Genomic DNA, 20,370 nt, shown 5'->3' on the forward strand with positions numbered 1-20,370 from the left:
AATCGTCGGGGTGACGCGGAGGGACTCTGCGTACGGCGCACGGGTGCACAGGGTGACGGGCGGGGAGCGTCGAGGCGCCGGGGCGCGGCTGGTGGGCCCGTTCGCGCGGGCGGGTGCGGGGCGGGCAGGGCCCGGGGCTCCGGGGCGCGGAGCCCGCGGCCGGGGGCGTGCAGACTCCGGTGCCCCGGTGGTGCGTGCGCCCCGTAGCGCGCCGGTGCGGACCCCCTGGGTCGCAAGAGGCGGCCGGGGCCGGCCCTCGCGGGGGCGTGCGTGCGCGCATTGCCGTATTCCTCGGCCGTCCGCTCCCCACGCGCCCGTAACTGCGGGATCATGTCCGCATGACGGAGGTGTCATCCCTCACGGGCCGGTTGCTGGTCGCGACGCCGGCCCTGACCGATCCGAACTTCACCCGGACCGTGGTGATCCTGCTCGATCACGACGAGGAGGGGTCGCTCGGCGTCGTGCTCAACCGTCCGACCCCCGTCGGCGTCGGCGACGTGCTGCAGGACTGGGCCGACCTCGCCGGCGACCCCGGCGTGGTCTTCCAGGGCGGCCCGGTCTCCCTCGACTCCGCGCTCGGCCTCGCGGTGGTCCCCGGCGACAAGGGCGGCGTGCCCGGCGGCGAGGGGCCGCTCGGCTGGCGCCGGGTGCACGGCGCCATCGGCCTGGTCGACCTGGACGCACCGCCGGAGCTGCTGGCGGCGGAGCTGGGCACGCTGCGGATCTTCGCGGGGTACGCGGGATGGGGCCCCGGGCAGTTGGAGGAGGAGCTGGACGACGGCGCGTGGTACGTCGTGGAGTCCGAGCCCGGCGACGTGTCCTCGCCCGCGCCGGAGGGCCTGTGGCGGGCGGTGCTGCGGCGGCAGCGCAGCGAGCTGGCCATGGTCGCGACATATCCGGACGACCCGAGCCTGAACTGATCCGCGGTGCCGTCGGTACCCTTGGCCACCATGAGCACTCCTCTCCCCGAGCCCGAACGCGGAACCGGCACCGGCACCCTCGTCGAACCGACGCCGGAGGTGTCGCACGGCGACGGCGACCACGAGCGCTTCGCCCACTACGTCCAGAAGGACAAGATCATGGCCAGCGCGCTCGACGGCACGCCCGTCGTGGCGCTGTGCGGCAAGGTGTGGGTCCCGGGGCGCGATCCGAAGAAGTACCCCGTCTGCCCCATGTGCAAGGAGATCTACGAGTCCATGGGCGCCGGCGGCGGCAAGGACGGCGGTAAGGACGGCGGCAAGAAGAAGTAGTCCGGCCCGGCCGCGGCCCCGCCCGCGGCCGGAATGGTCTAGTCCAAATCGCGGTCCTGGGGCAGGATGAGGTCATGGATCTCATCCCCGCGCCCCGAAGCGCCGCCCGCACCGGCGACACCGCGACCTTCGCCCTGGGCCAGGGCACCGTCCTCGCCGCAGGCGACGGCGCCGACGGCGTCGCCCGGTGGCTGCGCGCCGAGCTCGGCGCGGCCACCGGGCTGCCGCTCGCCCCGGGAGACCCCGCCGCCGAGGCGGACGCGGACACCGCGACCGCCACCGACGTCATCCGCCTCGACGTCGACCCCGCGCTCGCCCTCGCCGGCCGCCCCGCGGGCACGGCCGGCGCCGAGGCGTACCGGCTGGAGATCGGTCCCGGCGGCGTCCGCCTCACCGGCGGCGGCCCCGCCGGGCTGTTCTGGGGCGCGCAGACCCTGCGCCAGCTCCTCGGCCCGCAGGCGTACCGCACCGCCCCCCTCGGCGAGCGCACCTGGGAGCTGCCGCACTGCCGGATCGAGGACGCCCCGCGCTTCGGCTGGCGCGGCTTCATGCTCGACGTCTCCCGGCACTTCCTCACCAAGCGCGAGGTGCTGCGCCACCTCGACCTGATGGCCGCGCACAAGCTCAACGTGCTGCACTTCCACCTCACCGACGACCAGGGCTGGCGCATCGAGATCAAGCGCCACCCCAAGCTCGTCGAGGACGCCTCCTGGCGTCCGCGTACCAAGGTCGGCCACCGCGCCTCCGACATCTGGGACGAGCGTCCGCACGGCGGCTTCTACACCCAGGACGACCTCCGCGAGATCGTCGCGTACGCCGCCGCCCGGCACATCACCGTCGTCCCGGAGATCGACATCCCCGGCCACTCGCAGGCCGCCATCCACGCCTACCCCTGGCTCGGCAACACCGACGTCGTCGACACCGCGTCGCTCGACGTGTGGGGCGACTGGGGCGTCTCGGAGAACGTCCTCGCGCCCACCGAGGAGGTACTGCGCTTCTACGAGGGCGTCTTCGAGGAGGTGCTCGACCTCTTCCCGTCGACGTTCGTGCACGTCGGCGGCGACGAGTGCCCCAAGCACCAGTGGAAGTCCTCGCCGGCCGCCCAGGCCCGTATCCGCGAACTCGGCCTGGCCGACGAGGACGAGCTGCAGTCGTGGTTCATCCGGCACTTCGACCGCTGGCTCGCCGACCGCGGCCGGCGCCTCATCGGCTGGGACGAGATCCTCGAAGGCGGCCTTGCCGACGGCGCCACCGTCTCCTCCTGGCGCGGCTACGCCGGCGGCATCGCCGCCGCGCAGGCCGGCCACGACGTCGTCATGTGCCCGGAGCAGCAGGTCTATCTCAACTACCGCGAATCGGGCGCCCCGGACGAGCCCGTGCCGATCGCCCAGGTGCGCACGCTGGAGGACTTCTACCGCTTCGAGCCCGTGCCGCCGCAGCTCGAAGGCCCGGCGGCGGAGCACGTCATCGGCACCCAGGCCAACGTCTGGAGCGAGGTGCTGGAGAGCCCGCAGCGCTTCGACTACCAGGTCTATCCGCGGCTCGCCGCCTTCGCCGAGGTCGCCTGGTCCGCCCTGCCGCCGTCCGCCGAGCGGGACTTCGCCGGCTTCACGGCCCGCATGGAGGAGCACTACGCGCGCCTCGACGCCCTCGGCGTCGACTACCGCCCGCCCGGCGGCCCGCGGCCGTGGCAGCAGCGTCCGGGAGTGCTCGGACGCCCGATCGAAGGACCGCCCCCGATCGTGTGAGCCGGCGGCTGCCCCGGAAGTCGTACAAGCCTCCCCGAAGAGTGACAATCCCCACGCGGCACCGGCCAGGTCCCGATCCGGGCCCGCGAGTTGGGTGCCGAGCGGGGTACGCTCGTGTTCTTCCGCGCCGCCGGAGGCGGCCCCGGACCGTGACGGATGTGCCAGAGTTGCCACGTCCCGGCCGGGAGCCCGTACCGTACGGCGGAACGGCCGGAACTCCTGGGGGACACTGCGGAAGGGGCAGCCGGGTTGACCACTCATGCACCGCAGGCCGCGCAGACGGTGGTGCTGCCGGACTCGCTCGACGAAGCGGTCGCGGCGCTCGTCGCCATGCCCGCCGCCGTGCCCGTCGCCGGCGGGACCGACCTCATGGCGGCCGTCAACGCGGGCCTGTTGCGCCCCTCCGCGCTCGTCGGCCTCGGCCGGATCAGCGAGCTGCGCGGCTGGCACTACCAGGACGGCGCCGCCCTCCTGGGCAGCGGCCTGACCCACGCCCGCATCGGGCGGCCCGACTTCGCCGCGCTCATCCCCGCGCTCGCCGCCGCCGCGCGCGCCGCGGGCCCGCCGCAGGTGCGCAACGCGGGCACCCTCGGCGGCAACATCGCCTCCGCCGACCGCACCGGCGACGCACTGCCGGTGCTCGCCGCGCTCGACGCCACCGTGCTGATCGCCGAGCCCGCCGGCGGGCACCGCGAGATCCCGGTCAGCCATCTGCTCGCCGGCGTGGAGATGCTGCGCACCGGCGAACTGATCGCGTTCGTGCGGGCGCCGCTGCTGCACGCGCCGCAGGTGTTCCTCAAGGCCACCGGGCGTACGGGACCGGGGCGCGCGGTCGCCTCGGTCGCGTTGGTGCTCGACCCGGCGCGCCGCTCGGTGCGGTGCGCCGTCGGCGCGGTGGCGCCCGCGCCGCTGCGGCCGATGGAGGCCGAGCAGTGGGTCGCGGGCCTGATGGACTGGGACGGCCACCGCGGGCTGCCCCCGGAGGCGCTGGCCGCCTTCGGCGAGTACGTCGCCGCCGCGTGCATCCCCGACCCGCCGCCGGGTCCGGAGGGCGAGGAGCCGCCGCGGCTGCCGGCCGCCGCGCTGCACCTGCGGCGTACGGTGTCGGCGCTCGCGCGCCGGGCACTGGGGAGGGCGCTGTCGTGAGCCGTGACCATGTGGACGACCAGCAGCCGCAGTACGGCACCGGGGGCTGGCAGCCGATGCCGCAGGGTGCGGACGGCGACCCGGACGCCACGGCGTTCGTGCAGTTGCCGCCGGAGGCGTTCCCCGAGGCGGACGCGGGCGTGCCGCTGGCGGCGCCGGGACACGGGTACGTGCCGCCGCCGATAGCGGTCCCGGCGACGGACCCGGGGCAGACGGGGCAGTTCCAGATCCCGGAGGGGCTGAGCGGGCAGACGGCCCAGGAGGCGCCGGAGGGGTACGGGCACGGCGAGGCGTACGGATACGGGCCGGAAGCGGCCGGGCCCGGCCGGGGCGACGGTCACGGCGACGGCCCGGGTCAGCCCCGGCGGTCCGGGGCCGGGGGCTTCGGACAGGCGGGCATGCGCGCGGTGGCGGAGAGCCGGCGCGCGGCGGCCAATGGGGGTTCCCCCGCCGGTGAGAGTGGGGGCACCCCCGCCAGTGAGGGCGTAGCCGGCGGGGGAGTAGCCGGCGGGGGAGGGTACGCGCAGGGCGCGCCGGGCGGCGGGCAGGGTGCGTACGGACTGCGGCAGGACGCGGGCCCCGACGGCGGTGCGCAGCGGTGGGCGGACCCGGGCTACCCGGCGCACCACGACCCGGGTACGGGCACGTGGCCGGGCGCCGCGCACGCGGACGCCGGCGACGGCCCGTACGGCGAGGTCCCCCCGGGCCCCGCACCGCACCCGGCCGACCGCGAAGGCCCCCCCGACGAGGGGCAGATCAGCGCCTGGCGCCCGGTGCCGCAGGACGGCGACACGTCCCCGGGCTGGGCGATCCCGACCGCGCCCGACGACCTGCCGGAGGACTCCGGGGAGTACGCGCTGCACGACCGCTCCGCGGGCGGCGGGCAGCCGGACGGCGACGCGCGGGAGCACGCGCCGGAGGCGCAGGACGTACCCCGGCCGCCGCAGACCGACCGGGCCGACGAGGCGGCCCCGGCCGATCCGGCGCAGGAAGCCGCCCCTGCCGGGGCCGAGCCGGCCCCGGCCCCGGTCTCCGCCCTGCCGGCGGACGAACACCCCCTCGCGTCGTACGTGCTGCGCGTCAACGGCGCCGACCGCCCGGTCACCGGCGCGTGGATCGGGGAGTCCCTCCTCTACGTGCTGCGCGAGCGGCTGGGCCTCGCGGGCGCCAAGGACGGCTGCTCGCAGGGCGAGTGCGGCGCGTGCTCGGTGAAGGTCGACGGCCGGCTCGTCGCGGCGTGCCTGGTGCCGGCCGCGACCGCCGCGGGCGCCGAGATCCGCACGGTCGAGGGCCTGGCCGACCAGGGCGTGCACTCCGACGTCCAGCGCGCGCTGGCCGCGTCGGGCGCGGTGCAGTGCGGGTTCTGCGTGCCGGGCCTGGCGATGACCGTGCACGACCTGCTGGAGGGCAACCACTCGCCGAGCGACCTGGAGGCCCGCCGGGCGCTGAGCGGCAACCTGTGCCGGTGCACCGGCTACCGCGCCGTGCTCGACGCCGTCCAGGAGGTCATCGCGGGCCGCCGCGCCCCGGACCCGGAGGACGACGCCGAGCGCGTCCGTATCCCGCAGCAGGCGGGACCGGGCGAAGGCGGTGCCCACCCCGCTCCCGACACGGTCCGCATGCCCCCGCCCCGCCCCCCGAACCCCCACGAGGGAGGCCCCCGGTGACCCCCTCCTCGGAGCACACGGCGACGACCCCCCTCCCCCCGGGCGGCCCCGAGGCCCACGGGATCGGGGCCTCGCTCCCCCCCACCGACCTCGCCGCCAAGACCGAGGGCACGTTCCCGTACGCCGCCGACCTGTGGGCCGAGGGCCTCCTCTGGGCCGCCCTGCACCGCTCCCCGCACGCGCACGCGCGGATCGTCTCCGTCGACACCTCCGCCGCCGAGGCCATGCCCGGCGTCCGCGTCGTCGTCACCCACCGCGACCTGCCCGACGCCGCCGACCACGGCCGCGGCGTACGGGACCGGCCCGTCTTCGCGCACGACATCGTCCGGCACCACGGCGAGCCCGTCGCCGCCGTCGCCGCCGACCACCCCGACACCGCGCGGCTGGCCGCCGCCGCCATCGCCGTCGAGTACGAACTGCTCGACCCCGTGACCGACCCCCAGGCCGCCTTCGAGGCCGAGCCCCTGCACCCCGACGGCAACCTGATCCGGCACATTCCCCTGCGCTTCGGCGACCCGGGGGCCGCCGGCGAGGTCGTCGTCGAGGGCACGTACCGCATCGGCCGCCAGGACCCCGCGCCCATCGGCGCCGAGGCCGGTCTCGCCGTGCCGCGCCCCGACGGCGGCGTGGAGATCTACGCGGCCGCCACCGACCCCCACTCCGTACGCGACCAGGTGTCCGCCTGCCTCGGCCTGGCAGCGGACCGGGTCAAGGTCGTCGTCACCGGCGTCCCCGGCGCCACCGGCGACCGCGAGGACGGCTCCATGCAGCTTCCCCTCGGGCTGCTCGCGCTGCGCACCGGCTCGCCGGTCAAGCTCCTCGCCACCCGCGAGGAGTCGTTCCTCGGCCACGCCCACCGCCACCCCACCCTGCTGCGCTACCGGCACCACGCCGACGCCCGCGGCAAGCTCGTCAAGGTCGAGGCGCAGATCCTGATGGACGGCGGCGCCTACGCCGACACCTCCGCCGACGCCCTTGCCGCCGCGGTGTCGTTCTCCTGCGGCCCGTACGTCGTCCCGCACGCGTTCGTCGACGGCTGGGTGGTCCGTACGAACAACCCGCCCTCGGGACACGTCCGCGGCGAGGGCGCCATGCAGGTCTGCGCCGCGTACGAGGGGCAGATGGACAAGCTCGCGGCGGCCCTCGGCATGGACCCCGCGGAGCTGCGCGCGCGCAACGTGATGGCCACCGGCGACCTGCTGCCCACCGGCCAGACCGTCACCTGCCCCGCGCCCGTCGCCGAACTCCTCACCGCCGTACGCGAAGCGCCGCTGCCGCCCGAGGACCCCGAGGAGCGGGCCCTGCTGCCCGGCGGCCCCGAGGGCGCGGGCGAGCCGGGCGTCGTGCGCCGGGGCGTGGGCTACGGGCTGGGCATGGTGCACATGCTGGGCGCCGAGGGCGCCGACGAGGTGGCCACCGCGACCGTCCGCGTCAGCGGCGGCGTCGCCACCGTGATCTGCGCGGCCGTCGAGACCGGCCAGGGCTTCGCCACCCTGGCCCGGCAGATCGTGCAGGAAGTCCTCGGCGTCGACGAGGTGCACACCGCGCCCGTCGACACCGACCAGCCCGCCGCCGGGCCCGCCTGCCACGGGCGGCACACCTGGGTCTCGGGCGGCGCGGTGGAGCGGGCGGCGAAGATGGTCCGTACCCAACTGCTGCAGCCGCTGGCGCAGAAGTTCGGCATGTCCGCGGAGCTGCTGACGATCGCCGACGGCAAGATCACGTCGTACGACGGCGTGCTGTCGACGACGGTCGCCGAGGCGCTGGAGGGCAAGGAGCTGTGGGCCACCGCCCAGTGCCGCCCGCACCCGACGGAGCCGCTCGACGCCAACGGGCAGGGCGACGCGTTCGTGGGCATGGCGTTCTGCGCGGTGCGCGCGGTGGTGGACGTGGACGTGGAGCTGGGCGCCGTGCGGGTGGTGGAGATGGCCGTCGCGCAGGACGTCGGCAAGGTGCTCAACCCGCGGCAGCTCGCGGCCCGGATCGAGGCGGGCGTCACGCAGGGCGTGGGCGCGGCGCTGATGGAGAACCTCCGTACGAACAAGGGCATCGTCCGCCACCCCGACCTCACCGGCTATCCGCTGCCCACGGCGCTCGACGCGCCCGACGTGCGGATCGTGAAGCTGATCGAGGAGCGGGACGTGGTGGCGCCGTTCGGCGCGAAGGCGGCCAGCGCGGCGCCGGTGGTCACGTCGCCGGCGGCGATCGCGGCGGCGGTGCGGGCGGCGACCGGGCGGCCGGTGAGCAGGCTGCCGATCCGGCCGCAGTCGGCGGCGGTGCAGTAGGCGGCGGGTGCAGTGGGCCGCGGTGCAGTAGGGGCACCTTCGGGGGCGTTGGGCGCTCAATGCCCGTGATGTGAATCATGAGGCGATACGGTCCGCGGGAAGAGCCGTGGCCGTACGCACTCCGCCGCACCTGCCGTACCGCCGAGACGCGCTCCTCCGGGGCCTCCCCGCCCCGCCCCGACGCCGACGCCGCGCAGGCAAGGAGCACGTATGAAGACCTCGGCCCCCTCCACCGCCGTGACGTCCCAGGCCCCGCTGAGCTCCCAGGTCACCATGACCCTCGCCGCGCTCGCCGCCACGGCGGCGACCCCGCGGCCCTCGGGGGAGACGGTGGCGGAGCAGACCGCACGTGTCCGCCGCGGCATCGTGGCGCAGTTGCAGAGCTCCACGGTCGTCAGCGGCTGGGAACTGCTCTGGCTCGCCCTCAGCCCGGACAACGCCAACCTCGTCTACGTCGCCCTCAACACCGACGGCTCGAACCAGATCGCGGTCGTCGTCCGCGGCACCGTCGACAACCCGGCCGACATGCTCGAAGACCTCGACGTCGGCACGCTGGTGACGTTCACCCCCGCCGGCGGCGCGGCGCCGCTGGCGGTCTCGGCGGGCGCGATGGCGGCGTTCACGCAGGTCGCGACGGCGCGCGGCGCGGAGGGGCTGGCGGGGGACACGACGGGCGCCGGGCCGGTCCCGCTGACCGCCACGATCACCGAGGAACTGGCCGCCCTGGTGCAGAACCTCCCGCCCTCACCCCAGCCCACCGTCTACGTCATCGGCCACAGCCTCGGCGGCTGCGTCGCCACCATGCTCGCCCCGTATCTCCAGGCGTGGAACTGGCCGGCGAACCCGCCGCAGCTCGCCCTGATCACGTACGCCGCGCCGACCGCGGGCGGGCAGGGCTTCGCCGACTACGTCGACTCGCTGCCCTGGGCGCAGTACGAGCGCCACGTCAACGCGTACGACCTCGTCCCGCTGGCCTGGTCGAACCTGAGGACGGCGACGGGCTGGTACCCGTCCCCGGGGCCGGCGGCGACCGACAAGGTGAAGGAACTGCTGCTCGTGATCGACGGGTTCAGGAAGGGCAACGTCTACGTCCAGCCCGGCGCGAACAACCCGATCACGGTGAACCCGCACTACCTCACGAACGACCCCGCGCTCACCGATCAGACCACCGCGGACTTCCTGGGCCAGGTCGCGTACCAGCACGCCGACGCGACGTACCTCGCCCTGCTGGACGCCCCGCCGCTGGACGCCGGCCCGGTGGTGACCGGCCTGAGCCCCACCACGGGACAGGGCGGCACGAAGATCGCGATCACGGGCAGCGGCTTCGACACCAACACCGCCGTCGACTTCGGCACGGTGCCCTGCACGCACTACACCGTCGACTCCGCCACGTCCCTCACGGCCTACGCCCCCGACGGCGCCGGCATCGCCGACGTCCGGGTCACCAACTTCCTCGGCACGTCTCCTGCCGTCCCGGCGGCCCGCTTCGCGTACGGCCCCTCCGCCCCGGTGGCGATCACCTCGATCTCCCCGGCCCGCGGCCGGGTCGACACCAAGGTCACCGTCAACGGCACGGGCTTCACCCAGGACGCCAAGGTTCTCTTCCGCAACCACGCCTCCGCGCACGTCGACCACGAGTCCTCCACCGTCCTCACGGCCAGGGCCCCCCGCCACCTCCCCACGGACCCGGCCACGGTGGACATCATGATCGTCACCGACTTCGCCACGTCCCCGACGGGCCCGTACGACGAGTTCACCTACGGCGACTGAGTCCGGCGTGCAGCCGCCCGGACCCGCTGTCGTTTCCGTCCAAGACGGCAGCCCCGGCAGCGATCTAGCGTGGCTCCGGAAGCTCGCCCGATCATGAGGAGACAGCACCATGCGTGACCTGGTCTACACCGCCTTCATATCGCTCGACGGCGTCGTGGACTCGCCCGGGGGCGGGCCGGGGGAGGAGCACCGCAGCGGCGGATGGGTGGCAAAGGACCTCGAATTCGTGCCGGAAGCCTGGTCGCTGAAGGGGGAGGAACTGGCCGACACGACGGCGCTGATGTTCGGCCGCCGCAGCTACGAGGCGTTCGCGCCGGTCTGGCCCGGCTCGGAGGACCACGCCGAGTACAAGGAGCTGCCCAAGTACGTGGTGTCGACCACGCTGTCCGAGGACGCCCTCGTCGACGGGTGGGGGCCCACGACCCTCCTGCGCTCGACCGAGGACGTCGCCGCGCTCAAGGAGGGCGAGGGCGGCGCGATCTTCATCCACGGGAGCGCGGAGCTGGCCCGGAGGCTGTCGGACGCGGACCTGATCGACCAGTACAACCTGCTCGTCTTCCCGGTGCTGCTCGGTGCCGGGAAGAGCCTGTTCGGCCGGGCCGACCGCGACAAGCAGATGCTGACGCTGCGGGAGTCGGAGAGCTACTCGAACGGGATCCTCAAACTGATCTACGACGTCAGGCGCTGATCCGGATGGAGGGCGATCGCACCGCCGGCGCCCTCGCGCAACTGCCGTGCGGTGCGTCCGACATAGGAGCGCAGCGCCCGGGCCAGGTGCGGCTCGTCGAAGTAGTCGAGCCCGGCGACGACGGAAGCGGCCGGGACGCCGAGCGCCAGCAGCTCCGCCGCGGTGCGGGCCCGCGCGATCTGCCGGACGGCCCCCTGGGTCAGCCCGGTCGCGGCGCGGAACCGGCGTTCGACCGTGCGCCCCGAGACGGCCGGGCGGTGACCCCGCAGCACCTCGGCGACGAGCGGGTCACGGACCACGGTCCCGGCCCGGACGAGGCGCCCGACAAGGGCCTCGGCGTCGTCGGCATGAGGCGTCTCCCACGGCACGCCGTCCAGACGGAACGTCCGGCGGGTGGTGTCGGGCAGCTCGACGCCCCCGTCGACCAGCGCCGGCGTGGGCACGGCCCGCAACGAGGTGCCGAGGGCGAACTCGATGCCGGTGAAGGTCGCGCCCTCCGGCACGGGCGCCGTCCCGGTCCGGGTCTCGGGTCCGGTGACGGCCGCGTACGCCCGGCCGTCCTGCCGCCAGAACACCAGGCCCCAGTGCACCCCTGCGACCGATGTCATCGCCGTGACCTGCTCGCTCGTGCAGGTCCACACGGTGTCGACCCAGGGCGAGTCGGACCGACGCGTCTCGAAGCTGAGTTCCACGGCCGGAGAATACGCCGCGTGGTGGCCGGCCCGAAGGGACGGAAACCGCAGACCGGCAGGTCGAAACCTGAGACGGGAACTGAAACGGACACGCGAAGAGGCCGGCCCCCGGTGCGTTGCCGCCTTCGTTTTGCCTGGTCATCGATCTGAGGCCGTGGCGGGAATCGAACCCGCGTCACTCGCTTTGCAGGCGAGCCCCTCAGCCACTCGGGCACACGGCCTTGGTGCTGATGACGAGCGTAGGCGGGGGAGGGGGCCCGCTCAATGCGGGGCGGGGGGATGTCACACGGTGGCAACGGCCCGTGCACACCGGTGACGTAATGGGGCGGGCGTGACGCGGGTGGGGCGTAGGACCAAGGGACCGGGGAGTACGCGACCTTCGACAGGGGCTCTTGTCGGTGTGGGGACTTACCCTGCTGGTCATGGCCAGCCTCGAATCGCGCGACACCGACGTCGCCCCCGCCGGCGCCCCGCCCGCTCCCGAAGGCGTGCTGCGGCGGCCGTACCGGGCGCTCAGCATCGGGATCGTCACCGTCGTCCTGCTCATCGCGTTCGAGGCCACCGCCGTGGGTACCGCGATGCCCGTCGCCGCGCACGACCTGGACGGCATCGGGCTCTACGCCTACGCCTTCTCCGCCTTCTACACCACCGCGCTCTTCGCCATGGTCTTCTCCGGCCAGTGGTGCGACAGCAGCGGGCCGCTGCGGCCGCTGACCGCCGGGATCGGCACGTTCGCGGTCGGGCTGGTGGTATCCGGCACGGCGCAGTCGATGTGGGCGTTCGTCGCCGGGCGGGCGGTGCAGGGGCTCGGCGGCGGGCTGGTGATCGTCGCGTTGTACGTGACCGTGAGCCGCGCGTATCCGGAGCGGCTGCGGCCGTCGATCCTCGCCGCGTTCGCCGCGTCGTGGGTGGTGCCGTCCGTCGTGGGGCCGCTCGCGGCCGGGAGTGTCACGGAGCACCTGGGGTGGCGCTGGGTCTTCCTCGGCATACCGCCGCTGGTCGTCGTACCGCTGGTCGTCGCCCTTCCGGCGATACGCCGCCGCGCCCGCGGCCCCGTCGACCCCGCCGCGCCGCCCGCCCTCGACCGGCGCCGCATCCGGCTCGCGCTGGCCATCGCGGCGGGCGGCGGGCTGCTGCAGTACGCGGGGCAGGACCTGCGCTGGCTCTCGTTGCTGCCCGCCCTGGTCGGCGCCGCGCTGCTGGTGCCGGCGGTGCGGGTGCTGCTGCCGCGCGGTACGTACGTCGCCGCCCGCGGGCTGCCCACCGTCGTGCTGATGCGCGGCATCGCGGCGGGGTCGTTCATCGCCGCGGAGAGCTTCGTGCCGCTGATGCTGGTCACCCAGCGCGGGTTGTCGGTGACCGAGGCCGGCATGTGTCTGGCGGTCGGCGGCGCGACCTGGGCGCTGGGTTCCTGGACGCAGGCGCGGCCCCGGCTGGACCCGTACCGGACGCGGCTCGTCCGCATCGGCATGCTGCTGGCGGCCACGGCGATCGCGACCGCGCCGCTGGTGCTGGTGGAGTCGCTGCCGGTGTGGATCGTCCCCGTCGAGTGGGCCTTCGGGTGCTACGGCATGGGAATGGTCATCTCCGGTACGAGCGTGCTGCTCCTGAAGCTCTCCGCCCCCGAAGAGGCCGGCACCAACTCCGCCGCCCTCCAACTCTCCGACAGCCTCGCCAACGTCGTCCTTCTGGCCGTCGCCGGCGTCATCTTCGCCGCCCTCGGCGGCGCGGCCGTCGGCCACGGCGCGCTGGGCGCGGGCGGCGACACCCAGCCGGGTGCGTTCGTGGCGGTGCTGCTGCCGATGGCGGGGGTGGCGCTGGTCGGTGCGGCGGTGGCCGGGAGGCTGCGTACGACGGCGGGGGCGAAGCCGGTTCCGGGCTGAGGCTAAGGCGCGCGGGCTCGGAGGGGCAGAGCGCGTCGATGCGTATGGCGTCGTCTGGCTTCGCGTCGTATCGCTTCGACACCGTCGGGTCGAGGTGTTCCGCTTCGGTACGTGACGCTTCGATAGCCGCCGCTTCGGGTCGTATCGCTTCGATACGTACCGCTTCGAGGCGGGGTGTGAACCGGACGTCTCCCGCCCCGCGTTCGTGTGAGTCTCCTCTCGTCCGGCGCGCCGTGGGTGGCGCGTGGGGCACCGGTAGGCTGCTGACGCGGTCGGCGACGAGCGGCCGCCAGCGACGACCGACCCCACCCGGAGACCGTGAGCACCACCTCTCATCACCTCTCACCGGCCTTCCCCGGCCGTGCCCCCTGGGGCACCGCCGGCAAGCTGCGTGCCTGGCAGGAAGCGGCCATGGACCGCTACCTGCAGTCCCAGCCGCGCGACTTCCTCGCCGTCGCCACCCCTGGCGCCGGCAAGACGACCTTCGCGCTCACCCTCGCCTCCTGGCTGCTGCACCACCACGTCGTGCAGCAGATCACCGTCGTCGCGCCCACCGAGCACCTGAAGACCCAGTGGGCCGAAGCCGCCGCCCGTATCGGCATCCGCCTCGACCCCGAGTACAGCGCGGGACCGGTCGGCAGGAGCTACCACGGCGTCGCGGTCACCTACGCCGGCGTAGGCGTACGGCCGATGCTGCACCGCAACCGCTGCGAGCAGCGCAAGACGCTCGTCATCCTCGACGAGATCCACCACGCCGGCGACTCCCGCTCCTGGGGCGAGGCGTGCCTGGAGGCGTTCGAGCCCGCGACCCGGCGGCTCGCCCTCACCGGCACCCCGTTCCGCTCGGACACCAACCCCATCCCCTTCGTCGTCTACGAAGAGGGCAACGACGGCATCCGCCGCTCCTCCGCCGACTACACCTACGGCTACGGCAACGCCCTCGGCGACGGCGTCGTCCGCCCCGTCATCTTCCTCTCCTACAGCGGCAACATGCGCTGGCGCACCAAGGCCGGCGACGAGGTCGCCGCCCGGCTCGGCGAGCCGATGACCAAGGACGCCACCGCCCAGGCCTGGCGCACCGCCCTCGACCCCCGCGGCGACTGGATGCCCAACGTCCTCAGCGCCGCCGACCGCCGCCTCACCGAGATCCGGCGCGGCATCCCCGACGCCGGCGGCCTCGTCATCGCCGCTGACCAGGACTCCGCCCGCTCCTACGCCAAGTTGATCAAGGAGATCACCGGCCACCGCGCCACCGTCGTCCTCTCCGACGACACGGGCGCGTCGAAACGCATCGACGAGTTCAGCGACTCCGAGGACCGCTGGATGGTCGCGGTGCGGATGGTGTCGGAGGGCGTGGACGTGCCGCGGCTGGCGGTCGGGGTGTACGCGACGACGATCTCGACGCCGCTGTTCTTCGCGCAGGCGGTCGGCCGGTTCGTACGGTCACGAAGGCGCGGCGAGACCGCGTCCGTCTTCCTGCCGACGATCCCCGCGCTGCTCGGCTTCGCGCACGAGATGGAGGTCGAGCGCGACCACGTCCTCGACAAGCCGAAGCGGGACGGCGACGAGGACCCGTACGCCGAAAGCGAGAAGGAACTCGCGGAGGCCGAGAAGCAGCAGGACGAGGACACCGGAGACCAGGACGAACTGCCCTTCGAGGCGCTGGAGTCGGACGCGGTCTTCGACCGGGTCGTCTACGAGGGCGCCGAGTTCGGCATGCAGGCCCACCCGGGCAGCGAGGAGGAGCAGGACTACCTCGGCATCCCCGGGCTGCTGGAGCCGGACCAGGTGCAGATGCTGCTGCAGAAGCGGCAGGCGCGCCAGATCGCACACAGCAGGAAGAAGCCGGCCGAGGACGCGGACCTGCTCGAACTGCCCGCCGACCGGCGTCCCGTGGTCACGCACCGGGAGCTGATGGAGCTGCGCAAGGAGCTGAACTCCCTGGTCGGCGCGTACGTCCACCAGAGCGGCAAGCCGCACGGGGTGATCCACACGGAACTGCGCCGCGTCTGCGGCGGCCCGCCGAGCGCGGAGGCGACGCCGGGGCAGATCCGCCAGCGGATAGCCAAGGTGCGGGAGTGGGCCACGCGGATGAAGTGAGTACGGGGGCGCGGGGCGGGGGTCAGTCGCGGAGGCGGTCCAGTTCGGCCCCGGTGCGGTACAGCTCCACGAGCAGCGGGCGCAGCGCCTTCCCGGCGGGGGTGAGGGTGTAGCGCGTACGGACCGGAAAGCCCGGGAGCCGCTCCTGTACGACGAGCCCGCGGTCGCGCAGCGCGGACAGCCGCTCGGTGAGCACCTTCGGGCTGATCTCCGGCAGCCCGGCGCGCAGGGCGCCGAACGAGTGCGGGCCGCACATCAGTTCGCGCAGCACCAGCGTCGTCCAGCGGCCGGCGACCGCGGCGAGCGCCCTCTCCACCGGGCAGTCCGGCTCGGGCCGGCGGGTGCGCCCGGCGGCGGTCGGCATCAGCTCCTCGTCCCAGGTCTCGCGGTCCCCGCCGTGGGTTTCCGTTTGGTGAGCCACGCCGCGCTCGGCTTGGCTGCGTCCATGACCAGTCACCCGCACCCCGGCCACGTCGACTCCCTCCGCCCGTACGACGCCGAGCGGCTCCCGTACGCCTTCGCCGCCGCGTTCAACTCCGGCAGCCCCGACACCCTCTCCCGGATCTACGCCGACGACGCCGTCTTCGTTCCCCGCCCCGGCACGAGCGTCTCGGGGGAGCGGATGGTGGCGGCCAACGCCGAGTTCCAGGCGCTGGGCGTGCCCATCCGGGTCCAGCCGCGGCACGTGTACGTCACCGGAGACACCGCGCTGCTCGTCGTCGACTGGGTCCTCGACGGGCCCGGGCAGGACCGGGCGCACGTCCACATCGAGGGCACCGCCACCGACGTCGCCCGCAGGGGAGCGGACGGGGTGTGGCGGTACGTGATCGACAACCCCTTCGGGACGGCGGCCGCGGCGTGACGGCCCCGCCGGGCTAGGCTGGTCCATGCCCTCTTCCGACAGCAAGTACGACGTCAAGCGCGCGCTCAAGCAGTTCTACGCGCCGAAGAACACCGACTGGGAAGTCGTCGACGTACCGGCGCAGCGCTTCCTCGCCGTCGACGGCGAGGGCGACCCCAACACGAGCGCTTCCTACGCCCAGGCGGTCGAGGCGCTGTACTCGGTCGCGTACACGGTCAAGTTCGCGAGCAAGCGCACCCTGGGCCGGGACTTCGTCGTCGGACCGCTCGAAGGGCTGTGGTGGGCGGACCGCCCGGAGGTCTTCGTGACGCGGGACAAGGGCGCGTGGCAGTGGCGCATGCTGATCAGCCTGCCGGAGTGGATCACCGACGACTTCGTCGAGGAGGCGAGGCGGGCGGCGCTCGCGAAGAAGGGCGCCGCCGCCCTGCCCGCGCTGCCCCTGCTCCGCGTCGAAACGCTTCACGAGGGCACCAGCGCGCAGCTCCTGCACGTGGGCCCGTACGACGACGAAGGGCCGGCGCTGGCCAGGCTCCACGACGAGTACCTGGCCGCGAACGGCCTCCGGATGACCGGGCACCACCACGAGGTCTACCTGAGCGACCCGCGGCGAGCCCGGCCGGAGAAGCTGAAGACCGTACTCAGGCAGCCTGTCGAACGGACGGGGTGACGGCGCGCTCGGACCGCTTGGGGCGCCCGGACCGCTTGGGGCGCCCGGACCGCTTGGAGCGCCCGGGGCGCTCGGGGCGCTCGGTGCGGAGAAAGGCGGAGGTCCGGCCGGTGACCGGATCGTGCTCCAGGACGACGTAGCGGCCGAGGACGGCGAGGGCGACGACGCAGGCGCCCATCTCCAGGCCCTCCTCGACGAGGGTGCCGAGCATGAGCGTGAGGCTGTGGTCGTTCTTGTGCGCCCAGCCGTTGAACGCTTCGACGACCAGCGCGCCCCCCAGATACACCCCGAGCGCGCCCAGCAGCCCGTACCGCAGATCCCGCGGCAGCCGCCGCGCCCACACCACCGCGACCACGACGCCCGCCACGGCGAGGATCGCCCCGGGCAGCACCCAGGCGTGCGACGGCAGCGCCACCCCCGCGGTGTCCTTCCACGACTTGCCGACCTCGCCGAGGCGTTCGTGGAGGGAGACGGTCTCGTCGATGCTGAGTGTCGCGGTGGCGGCGGAGAACCCGAGCCACGACAGCCGCCCGGGGCGGGCGTCACGCCCGCTGAGCAGGGCGGCGGCGAGGGCGACGCCGGCGACGGAGAGGAGGAGGGTGCTGTTCCACCAGGTCGCGAGGTTGGCTTCCAGGTCGACGTTGACCATGCGGCGGATGCTGGGTATCGGCTCGAAGTGGTTGAAGCCGCGGGTGAGGAGATCGGCGGCGAGGACGAGGACGGTGATGCCGCCGGCGCCCCAGAGGACCCAGCTGCGGGCGGGGGGCGTGAGGCGTTCGACGGGTGGGGCGGGCGCGGCTTCGGCAGCTTGGGCGGCTTCGGCGTCGGCTTCGGCGACGACTTCGGCCCCGGCTTCGGCGGTTTCTGCGGCTTCGGCACCCGGGCGGATGCCTTCGCGGACCTCGCTGGGCCCGTCACCCCCGTCGGCTTCGGCGTCAGCCTTGGTCTTGGACGCGGAATCGGCGGCTCGGCCGCCGGTGCCGTCCGCGTCCGGCTGGTGTATCTCAAGGTCGGTCATAAGCGCGGAGATTAACGGCAGGGGACGGGGGTGAAGTGCCCGGGGTGCCCTTGTATGAAGCAGTTCTCACGTCTCCTTCATCCATGAGGGGAACTCACCCCCGCCGAGGGAAAATCCGGCAAGGAGCCCGAAAGCCCACTTCATCAGCACGTTGTCGGGGCGAGGGCGGGGGAGGCGCAGCCGCGGTGGGCGGGGAGGCGGTGCTCCCCGCTTCTCCGCCCACCGCGGCCTCACGGACGGCCGGTCAGCGGATCAGCAGAAGTCGGCCGAGCGCGGCTCCGAGACGTTGCCCGAGCGGTCGATGGCCCGGACGGTGAGGGTGCAGCCGGTCAGCGGCGGGTCGCCGACGTTCGGATGGTCGCCGTAGAAGGTCTTGCCGACGATGTGGTCGGTGCCGCCGTCGGTGGTCACCCGGTACCGCAGCCCCCGCGGGAAGTTGACGTTGTCACGGGCGCCGCTCCACCACACGTAGTGGGCCCCGTCCGCCACCTCCTCGGGCTGGATCCTGGTCACGGGCGACGGGGGCTCGGTGTCGGGGTCGACACCGGTGGAGATCGTGCCCGCCGTGCTCGTCCCGGAGACGTTGCCGGCGGCGTCGCGGGCCCGGACGGTGAAGGAGTAGCCGGTCTCCGGCTGCAGGCCGGTGAACTCGGTTCCCCACCTGTCCGCGGACACGACCTTCGTCGTCTCCCCGTTGCTGACGAGGAATTCGGTGACACCGACGTCGTCCGGAGGGATGGTGGGATCCCCGAAGCCGAACTCCATGGTGACGCTCGTGCCGGTCCGGTCCACGAAGGCCGGAGCGGCGGGCGTCTGCGGCGGCTGGTCGTCACCCGCGGCGGCGGCCGGGACCACGCCGGGGACCGCCAGGCCGACGGCGAGCAGGCCACCGAGGAGGGCGAGTGCCGGGGCGGGGGCGCGTCTACGCCGCGGGGACATCAAGGTGCGGTGCATGGTTCCTCCGGTTCTCATTCCGATGGGGCACGTACGGAAGTACGCGCTTTCTCCCGGGTACGGGACGGGGGCCCGGAGCGTTCACGGCCGTGCGGCACGACGACGTACGCCCCCTGCGCGGGTGCGTCGCGGGACGGAGGCGGAGTGCCGCTCGCGGGATGACGATCGCCGCGTGTGCGCCGACGTAGCTTTCGGGGACTTGTCGCCCATCCGTGAGGATCCGAAGTCGTGACCGGAATGCACCGGCCGAGTCGACGTGCAGTCCTCGGCGCCGGCACCGGGCCGGCGGTGGCCGCGGCGGGGACCCGGGCGGGCGCCGCGGTCCGCAAGCGGGACGCCGGCAGGGGCGTACGCCCGAACGTCGTGCTGATCATGCTCGATGACGTCGGCTACGGCGATGTGAGCCGGCTCGGCTCACGGAAGATCGAGACGCCGAACATCGACAGCGTGGGCGCCAGGGGAGTCACGTTCTCGCAGATGTACTCCCCGGGGCCGGTCCGCACTCCGGCCCGCGCGGGACTGCTCACCGGCCGGCACCCGCAACGCGTCGGCCTGCCCTGGGCCCCGGGGCCGGGCGCCCCCGACGGCATGTCCGCTTGCGAACGTACCTTGGGCGAGATCCTCGGGGCACGCGGATACCGCACCGGTATCTTCGGCAAATGGCACTTGGGCGACCCGGCCCAGCGCCCTCGGCTCCATCCGCTGCACCACGGCTTCGACGAGTTCTTCGGCATACCGGGCTTCACCATGGACGTACCGTTCCCGGTCTACGACGGTGCGGGGATCGTCGACTGGCTCGAAGGGGACGAGCAGACCGGCCTGTCCCGGCGTCACACCGATCGCGCCATCGACTTCGTCCGCCGGAACCGGCACCGGCCCTTCTTCCTCTATCTGCCGTACACCCTCGCGCACAAGCCGTATTACGTGGAGAAGCGATTCCGGGGATCGTCGAAGGCGGGGCCGTACGGCGACCTCGTCCAGCAGGCCGACTTCCACATCGGGCGCGTGCTCGGAGAACTCCGGGCCTGTGGACTCGACGGGAACACGCTCGTCGTGATCACCAGCGACAACGGCCCCGACGAGCACGGCACCGGTGGCCTGCGGGCGGGCAAGGGATACACCTTCGAAGGCGGCATCCGCATGCCGTTCTTCGCGCAATGGCCGGGGCATATCGGGCCAGGCACCACCTACGACGACCCCGCCTGCTTCACCGACGTCGTGCCGACGGTCGCGGCGGTCACGGGGAGCGAACTCCCCGACGACCGGCCGATGGACGGTATCGACCTGTCGGCGACCTGGTCGGGAAGGCGCGTTGCGGAGCGCGTGCTTTACCACTACCACGACTGGACACTCAACGCCGTTCGCCGAGGCCGGTGGAAACTCCATCTCCCGGGCCGCCGGAACGGCCTGCAGCCCGAGCCGGGCGAGCCGCGCCCACCGCTGCTGTACGACATCGGGGCGGACCCCGGTGAGCGGCACGACCTCGCGGGGGCGTATGGCCGTACCGTGCGGGAACTCACGGCACTGGGCGCCCGGTTCGACGGGGAGATCCAGGCGGGGAAGGACGGGGCGCTGCGGCGCGCGAGAGGGGGATAGGGCGGCGGAGGGCCGGTTGCGGGGGTGGGGGGCCGGTGTGGGGT

17 protein-coding genes and 1 tRNA gene are annotated in these 20,370 nt (G+C 73.8%); 13 read left to right on the forward strand and 5 right to left on the reverse strand.

Translation table 11 applies throughout. The features are described 5' to 3' along the window. Nucleotides 1-338: 338 nt before the first annotated feature. From ABGA99_RS26980 to ABGA99_RS27015, 8 genes are all read left to right on the forward strand, one after another. A complete protein-coding gene (locus tag ABGA99_RS26980) occupies nucleotides 339-920 on the forward strand; it encodes a YqgE/AlgH family protein (RefSeq protein WP_347580042.1) in 582 nt (193 codons plus the stop codon). A 30-nt stretch (nucleotides 921-950) separates the two neighbouring features. After that, on the forward strand, nucleotides 951-1,250 hold the full coding sequence (locus tag ABGA99_RS26985) for a DUF3039 domain-containing protein (protein WP_018843843.1): 300 nt from the start codon (nucleotides 951-953) through the stop codon (nucleotides 1,248-1,250). Between the two features lie 74 nt (nucleotides 1,251-1,324). Then, nucleotides 1,325-2,998 carry a beta-N-acetylhexosaminidase gene (locus ABGA99_RS26990; RefSeq protein ID WP_347583615.1) on the forward strand — a complete coding sequence of 558 codons (1,674 nt, stop codon included), beginning with the start codon at nucleotides 1,325-1,327 and terminating at the stop codon, nucleotides 2,996-2,998. A gap of 249 nt (nucleotides 2,999-3,247) precedes the next feature. Beyond that, nucleotides 3,248-4,144: an FAD binding domain-containing protein gene (locus tag ABGA99_RS26995; RefSeq protein WP_347580040.1), complete on the forward strand. Its 897-nt coding sequence runs from the start codon at nucleotides 3,248-3,250 to the stop codon at nucleotides 4,142-4,144. After that, nucleotides 4,141-5,811, forward strand: coding sequence for a 2Fe-2S iron-sulfur cluster-binding protein (locus tag ABGA99_RS27000; protein WP_347583616.1), 1,671 nt, complete (start codon nucleotides 4,141-4,143; stop codon nucleotides 5,809-5,811). The genes ABGA99_RS26995 and ABGA99_RS27000 overlap by 4 nt, the downstream gene beginning before the upstream one ends. Next, nucleotides 5,808-8,096, forward strand: coding sequence for a xanthine dehydrogenase family protein (locus ABGA99_RS27005; protein ID WP_347580038.1), 2,289 nt, complete (start codon nucleotides 5,808-5,810; stop codon nucleotides 8,094-8,096). Before ABGA99_RS27000 ends, ABGA99_RS27005 begins: the two co-directional genes overlap by 4 nt. A 210-nt stretch (nucleotides 8,097-8,306) precedes the next feature. Next, nucleotides 8,307-9,866: an IPT/TIG domain-containing protein gene (locus tag ABGA99_RS27010; RefSeq protein WP_347583617.1), complete on the forward strand. Its 1,560-nt coding sequence runs from the start codon at nucleotides 8,307-8,309 to the stop codon at nucleotides 9,864-9,866. A 109-nt stretch (nucleotides 9,867-9,975) separates the two neighbouring features. After that, complete coding sequence (locus ABGA99_RS27015; protein WP_347580036.1) at nucleotides 9,976-10,554, forward strand: dihydrofolate reductase family protein; 579 nt, start codon at nucleotides 9,976-9,978, stop codon at nucleotides 10,552-10,554. On the opposite strand, the gene ABGA99_RS27020 is transcribed toward ABGA99_RS27015, so the two are convergent. Next, complete coding sequence (locus ABGA99_RS27020; RefSeq protein WP_347583618.1) at nucleotides 10,536-11,246, reverse strand: helix-turn-helix domain-containing protein; 711 nt, start codon at nucleotides 11,244-11,246, stop codon at nucleotides 10,536-10,538. The genes ABGA99_RS27015 and ABGA99_RS27020 overlap by 19 nt on opposite strands. 149 nt (nucleotides 11,247-11,395) lie before the next feature. Further along, a tRNA-Cys gene (locus ABGA99_RS27025) sits at nucleotides 11,396-11,467 on the reverse strand. Between the two features lie 201 nt (nucleotides 11,468-11,668). Here ABGA99_RS27025 and ABGA99_RS27030 point away from each other — a divergent pair. Both ABGA99_RS27030 and ABGA99_RS27035 read left to right on the forward strand, forming a co-directional pair. Next, nucleotides 11,669-13,129: an MFS transporter gene (locus ABGA99_RS27030; protein WP_347583619.1), complete on the forward strand. Its 1,461-nt coding sequence runs from the start codon at nucleotides 11,669-11,671 to the stop codon at nucleotides 13,127-13,129. 318 nt (nucleotides 13,130-13,447) lie between these two features. Continuing rightward, the gene (locus ABGA99_RS27035) at nucleotides 13,448-15,229 is read left to right on the forward strand and encodes a DEAD/DEAH box helicase (protein WP_347583620.1); all 1,782 of its coding nucleotides are present in this window, start codon (nucleotides 13,448-13,450) and stop codon (nucleotides 15,227-15,229) included. Nucleotides 15,230-15,251: 22 nt separating this feature from the next. On the opposite strand, the gene ABGA99_RS27040 is transcribed toward ABGA99_RS27035, so the two are convergent. Continuing rightward, nucleotides 15,252-15,650 carry a helix-turn-helix domain-containing protein gene (locus tag ABGA99_RS27040; RefSeq protein WP_347580032.1) on the reverse strand — a complete coding sequence of 133 codons (399 nt, stop codon included), beginning with the start codon at nucleotides 15,648-15,650 and terminating at the stop codon, nucleotides 15,252-15,254. 24 nt (nucleotides 15,651-15,674) lie between these two features. On the opposite strand from ABGA99_RS27040, the gene ABGA99_RS27045 reads away from it, so the two are divergent. Then, on the forward strand, nucleotides 15,675-16,091 hold the full coding sequence (locus ABGA99_RS27045; protein WP_347580031.1) for a DUF4440 domain-containing protein: 417 nt from the start codon (nucleotides 15,675-15,677) through the stop codon (nucleotides 16,089-16,091). 25 nt (nucleotides 16,092-16,116) lie between these two features. After that, nucleotides 16,117-16,758, forward strand: coding sequence for a GyrI-like domain-containing protein (locus ABGA99_RS27050; RefSeq protein WP_347580030.1), 642 nt, complete (start codon nucleotides 16,117-16,119; stop codon nucleotides 16,756-16,758). On the opposite strand, the gene ABGA99_RS27055 is transcribed toward ABGA99_RS27050, so the two are convergent. Further along, entirely contained in the window at nucleotides 16,730-17,776 is a 1,047-nt protein-coding gene (locus tag ABGA99_RS27055; protein WP_347583621.1) for a hypothetical protein, read from the reverse strand. The genes ABGA99_RS27050 and ABGA99_RS27055 overlap by 29 nt on opposite strands. 252 nt (nucleotides 17,777-18,028) lie before the next feature. After that, entirely contained in the window at nucleotides 18,029-18,730 is a 702-nt protein-coding gene (locus ABGA99_RS27060; protein WP_347580028.1) for a hypothetical protein, read from the reverse strand. Between the two features lie 237 nt (nucleotides 18,731-18,967). Here ABGA99_RS27060 and ABGA99_RS27065 point away from each other — a divergent pair, with 237 nt between their 5' ends. Then, nucleotides 18,968-20,326: a sulfatase-like hydrolase/transferase gene (locus ABGA99_RS27065; RefSeq protein WP_347583623.1), complete on the forward strand. Its 1,359-nt coding sequence runs from the start codon at nucleotides 18,968-18,970 to the stop codon at nucleotides 20,324-20,326. Nucleotides 20,327-20,370 lie beyond the last annotated feature (44 nt).

Origin of the sequence: Streptomyces sp. B5E4, from assembly GCF_039871555.1 — a bacterium.
Lineage (GTDB): Bacteria > Actinomycetota > Actinomycetes > Streptomycetales > Streptomycetaceae > Streptomyces.

Coding starts and splice junctions, on each gene's coding strand:
- ABGA99_RS26980 (WP_347580042.1), top strand. CDS start 339: ATGACGGAGGTGTCATCCCTCACGGGCCGGTTGCTGGTCGCGACGCCG.
- ABGA99_RS26985 (WP_018843843.1), top strand. CDS start 951: ATGAGCACTCCTCTCCCCGAGCCCGAACGCGGAACCGGCACCGGCACC.
- ABGA99_RS26990 (WP_347583615.1), top strand. CDS start 1,325: ATGGATCTCATCCCCGCGCCCCGAAGCGCCGCCCGCACCGGCGACACC.
- ABGA99_RS27010 (WP_347583617.1), top strand. CDS start 8,307: ATGAAGACCTCGGCCCCCTCCACCGCCGTGACGTCCCAGGCCCCGCTG.
- ABGA99_RS27015 (WP_347580036.1), top strand. CDS start 9,976: ATGCGTGACCTGGTCTACACCGCCTTCATATCGCTCGACGGCGTCGTG.
- ABGA99_RS27030 (WP_347583619.1), top strand. CDS start 11,669: ATGGCCAGCCTCGAATCGCGCGACACCGACGTCGCCCCCGCCGGCGCC.
- ABGA99_RS27045 (WP_347580031.1), top strand. CDS start 15,675: ATGACCAGTCACCCGCACCCCGGCCACGTCGACTCCCTCCGCCCGTAC.
- ABGA99_RS27050 (WP_347580030.1), top strand. CDS start 16,117: ATGCCCTCTTCCGACAGCAAGTACGACGTCAAGCGCGCGCTCAAGCAG.
- ABGA99_RS27055 (WP_347583621.1), bottom strand. CDS start 17,776: ATGACCGACCTTGAGATACACCAGCCGGACGCGGACGGCACCGGCGGC.
- ABGA99_RS27060 (WP_347580028.1), bottom strand. CDS start 18,730: ATGCACCGCACCTTGATGTCCCCGCGGCGTAGACGCGCCCCCGCCCCG.
- ABGA99_RS27065 (WP_347583623.1), top strand. CDS start 18,968: ATGCACCGGCCGAGTCGACGTGCAGTCCTCGGCGCCGGCACCGGGCCG.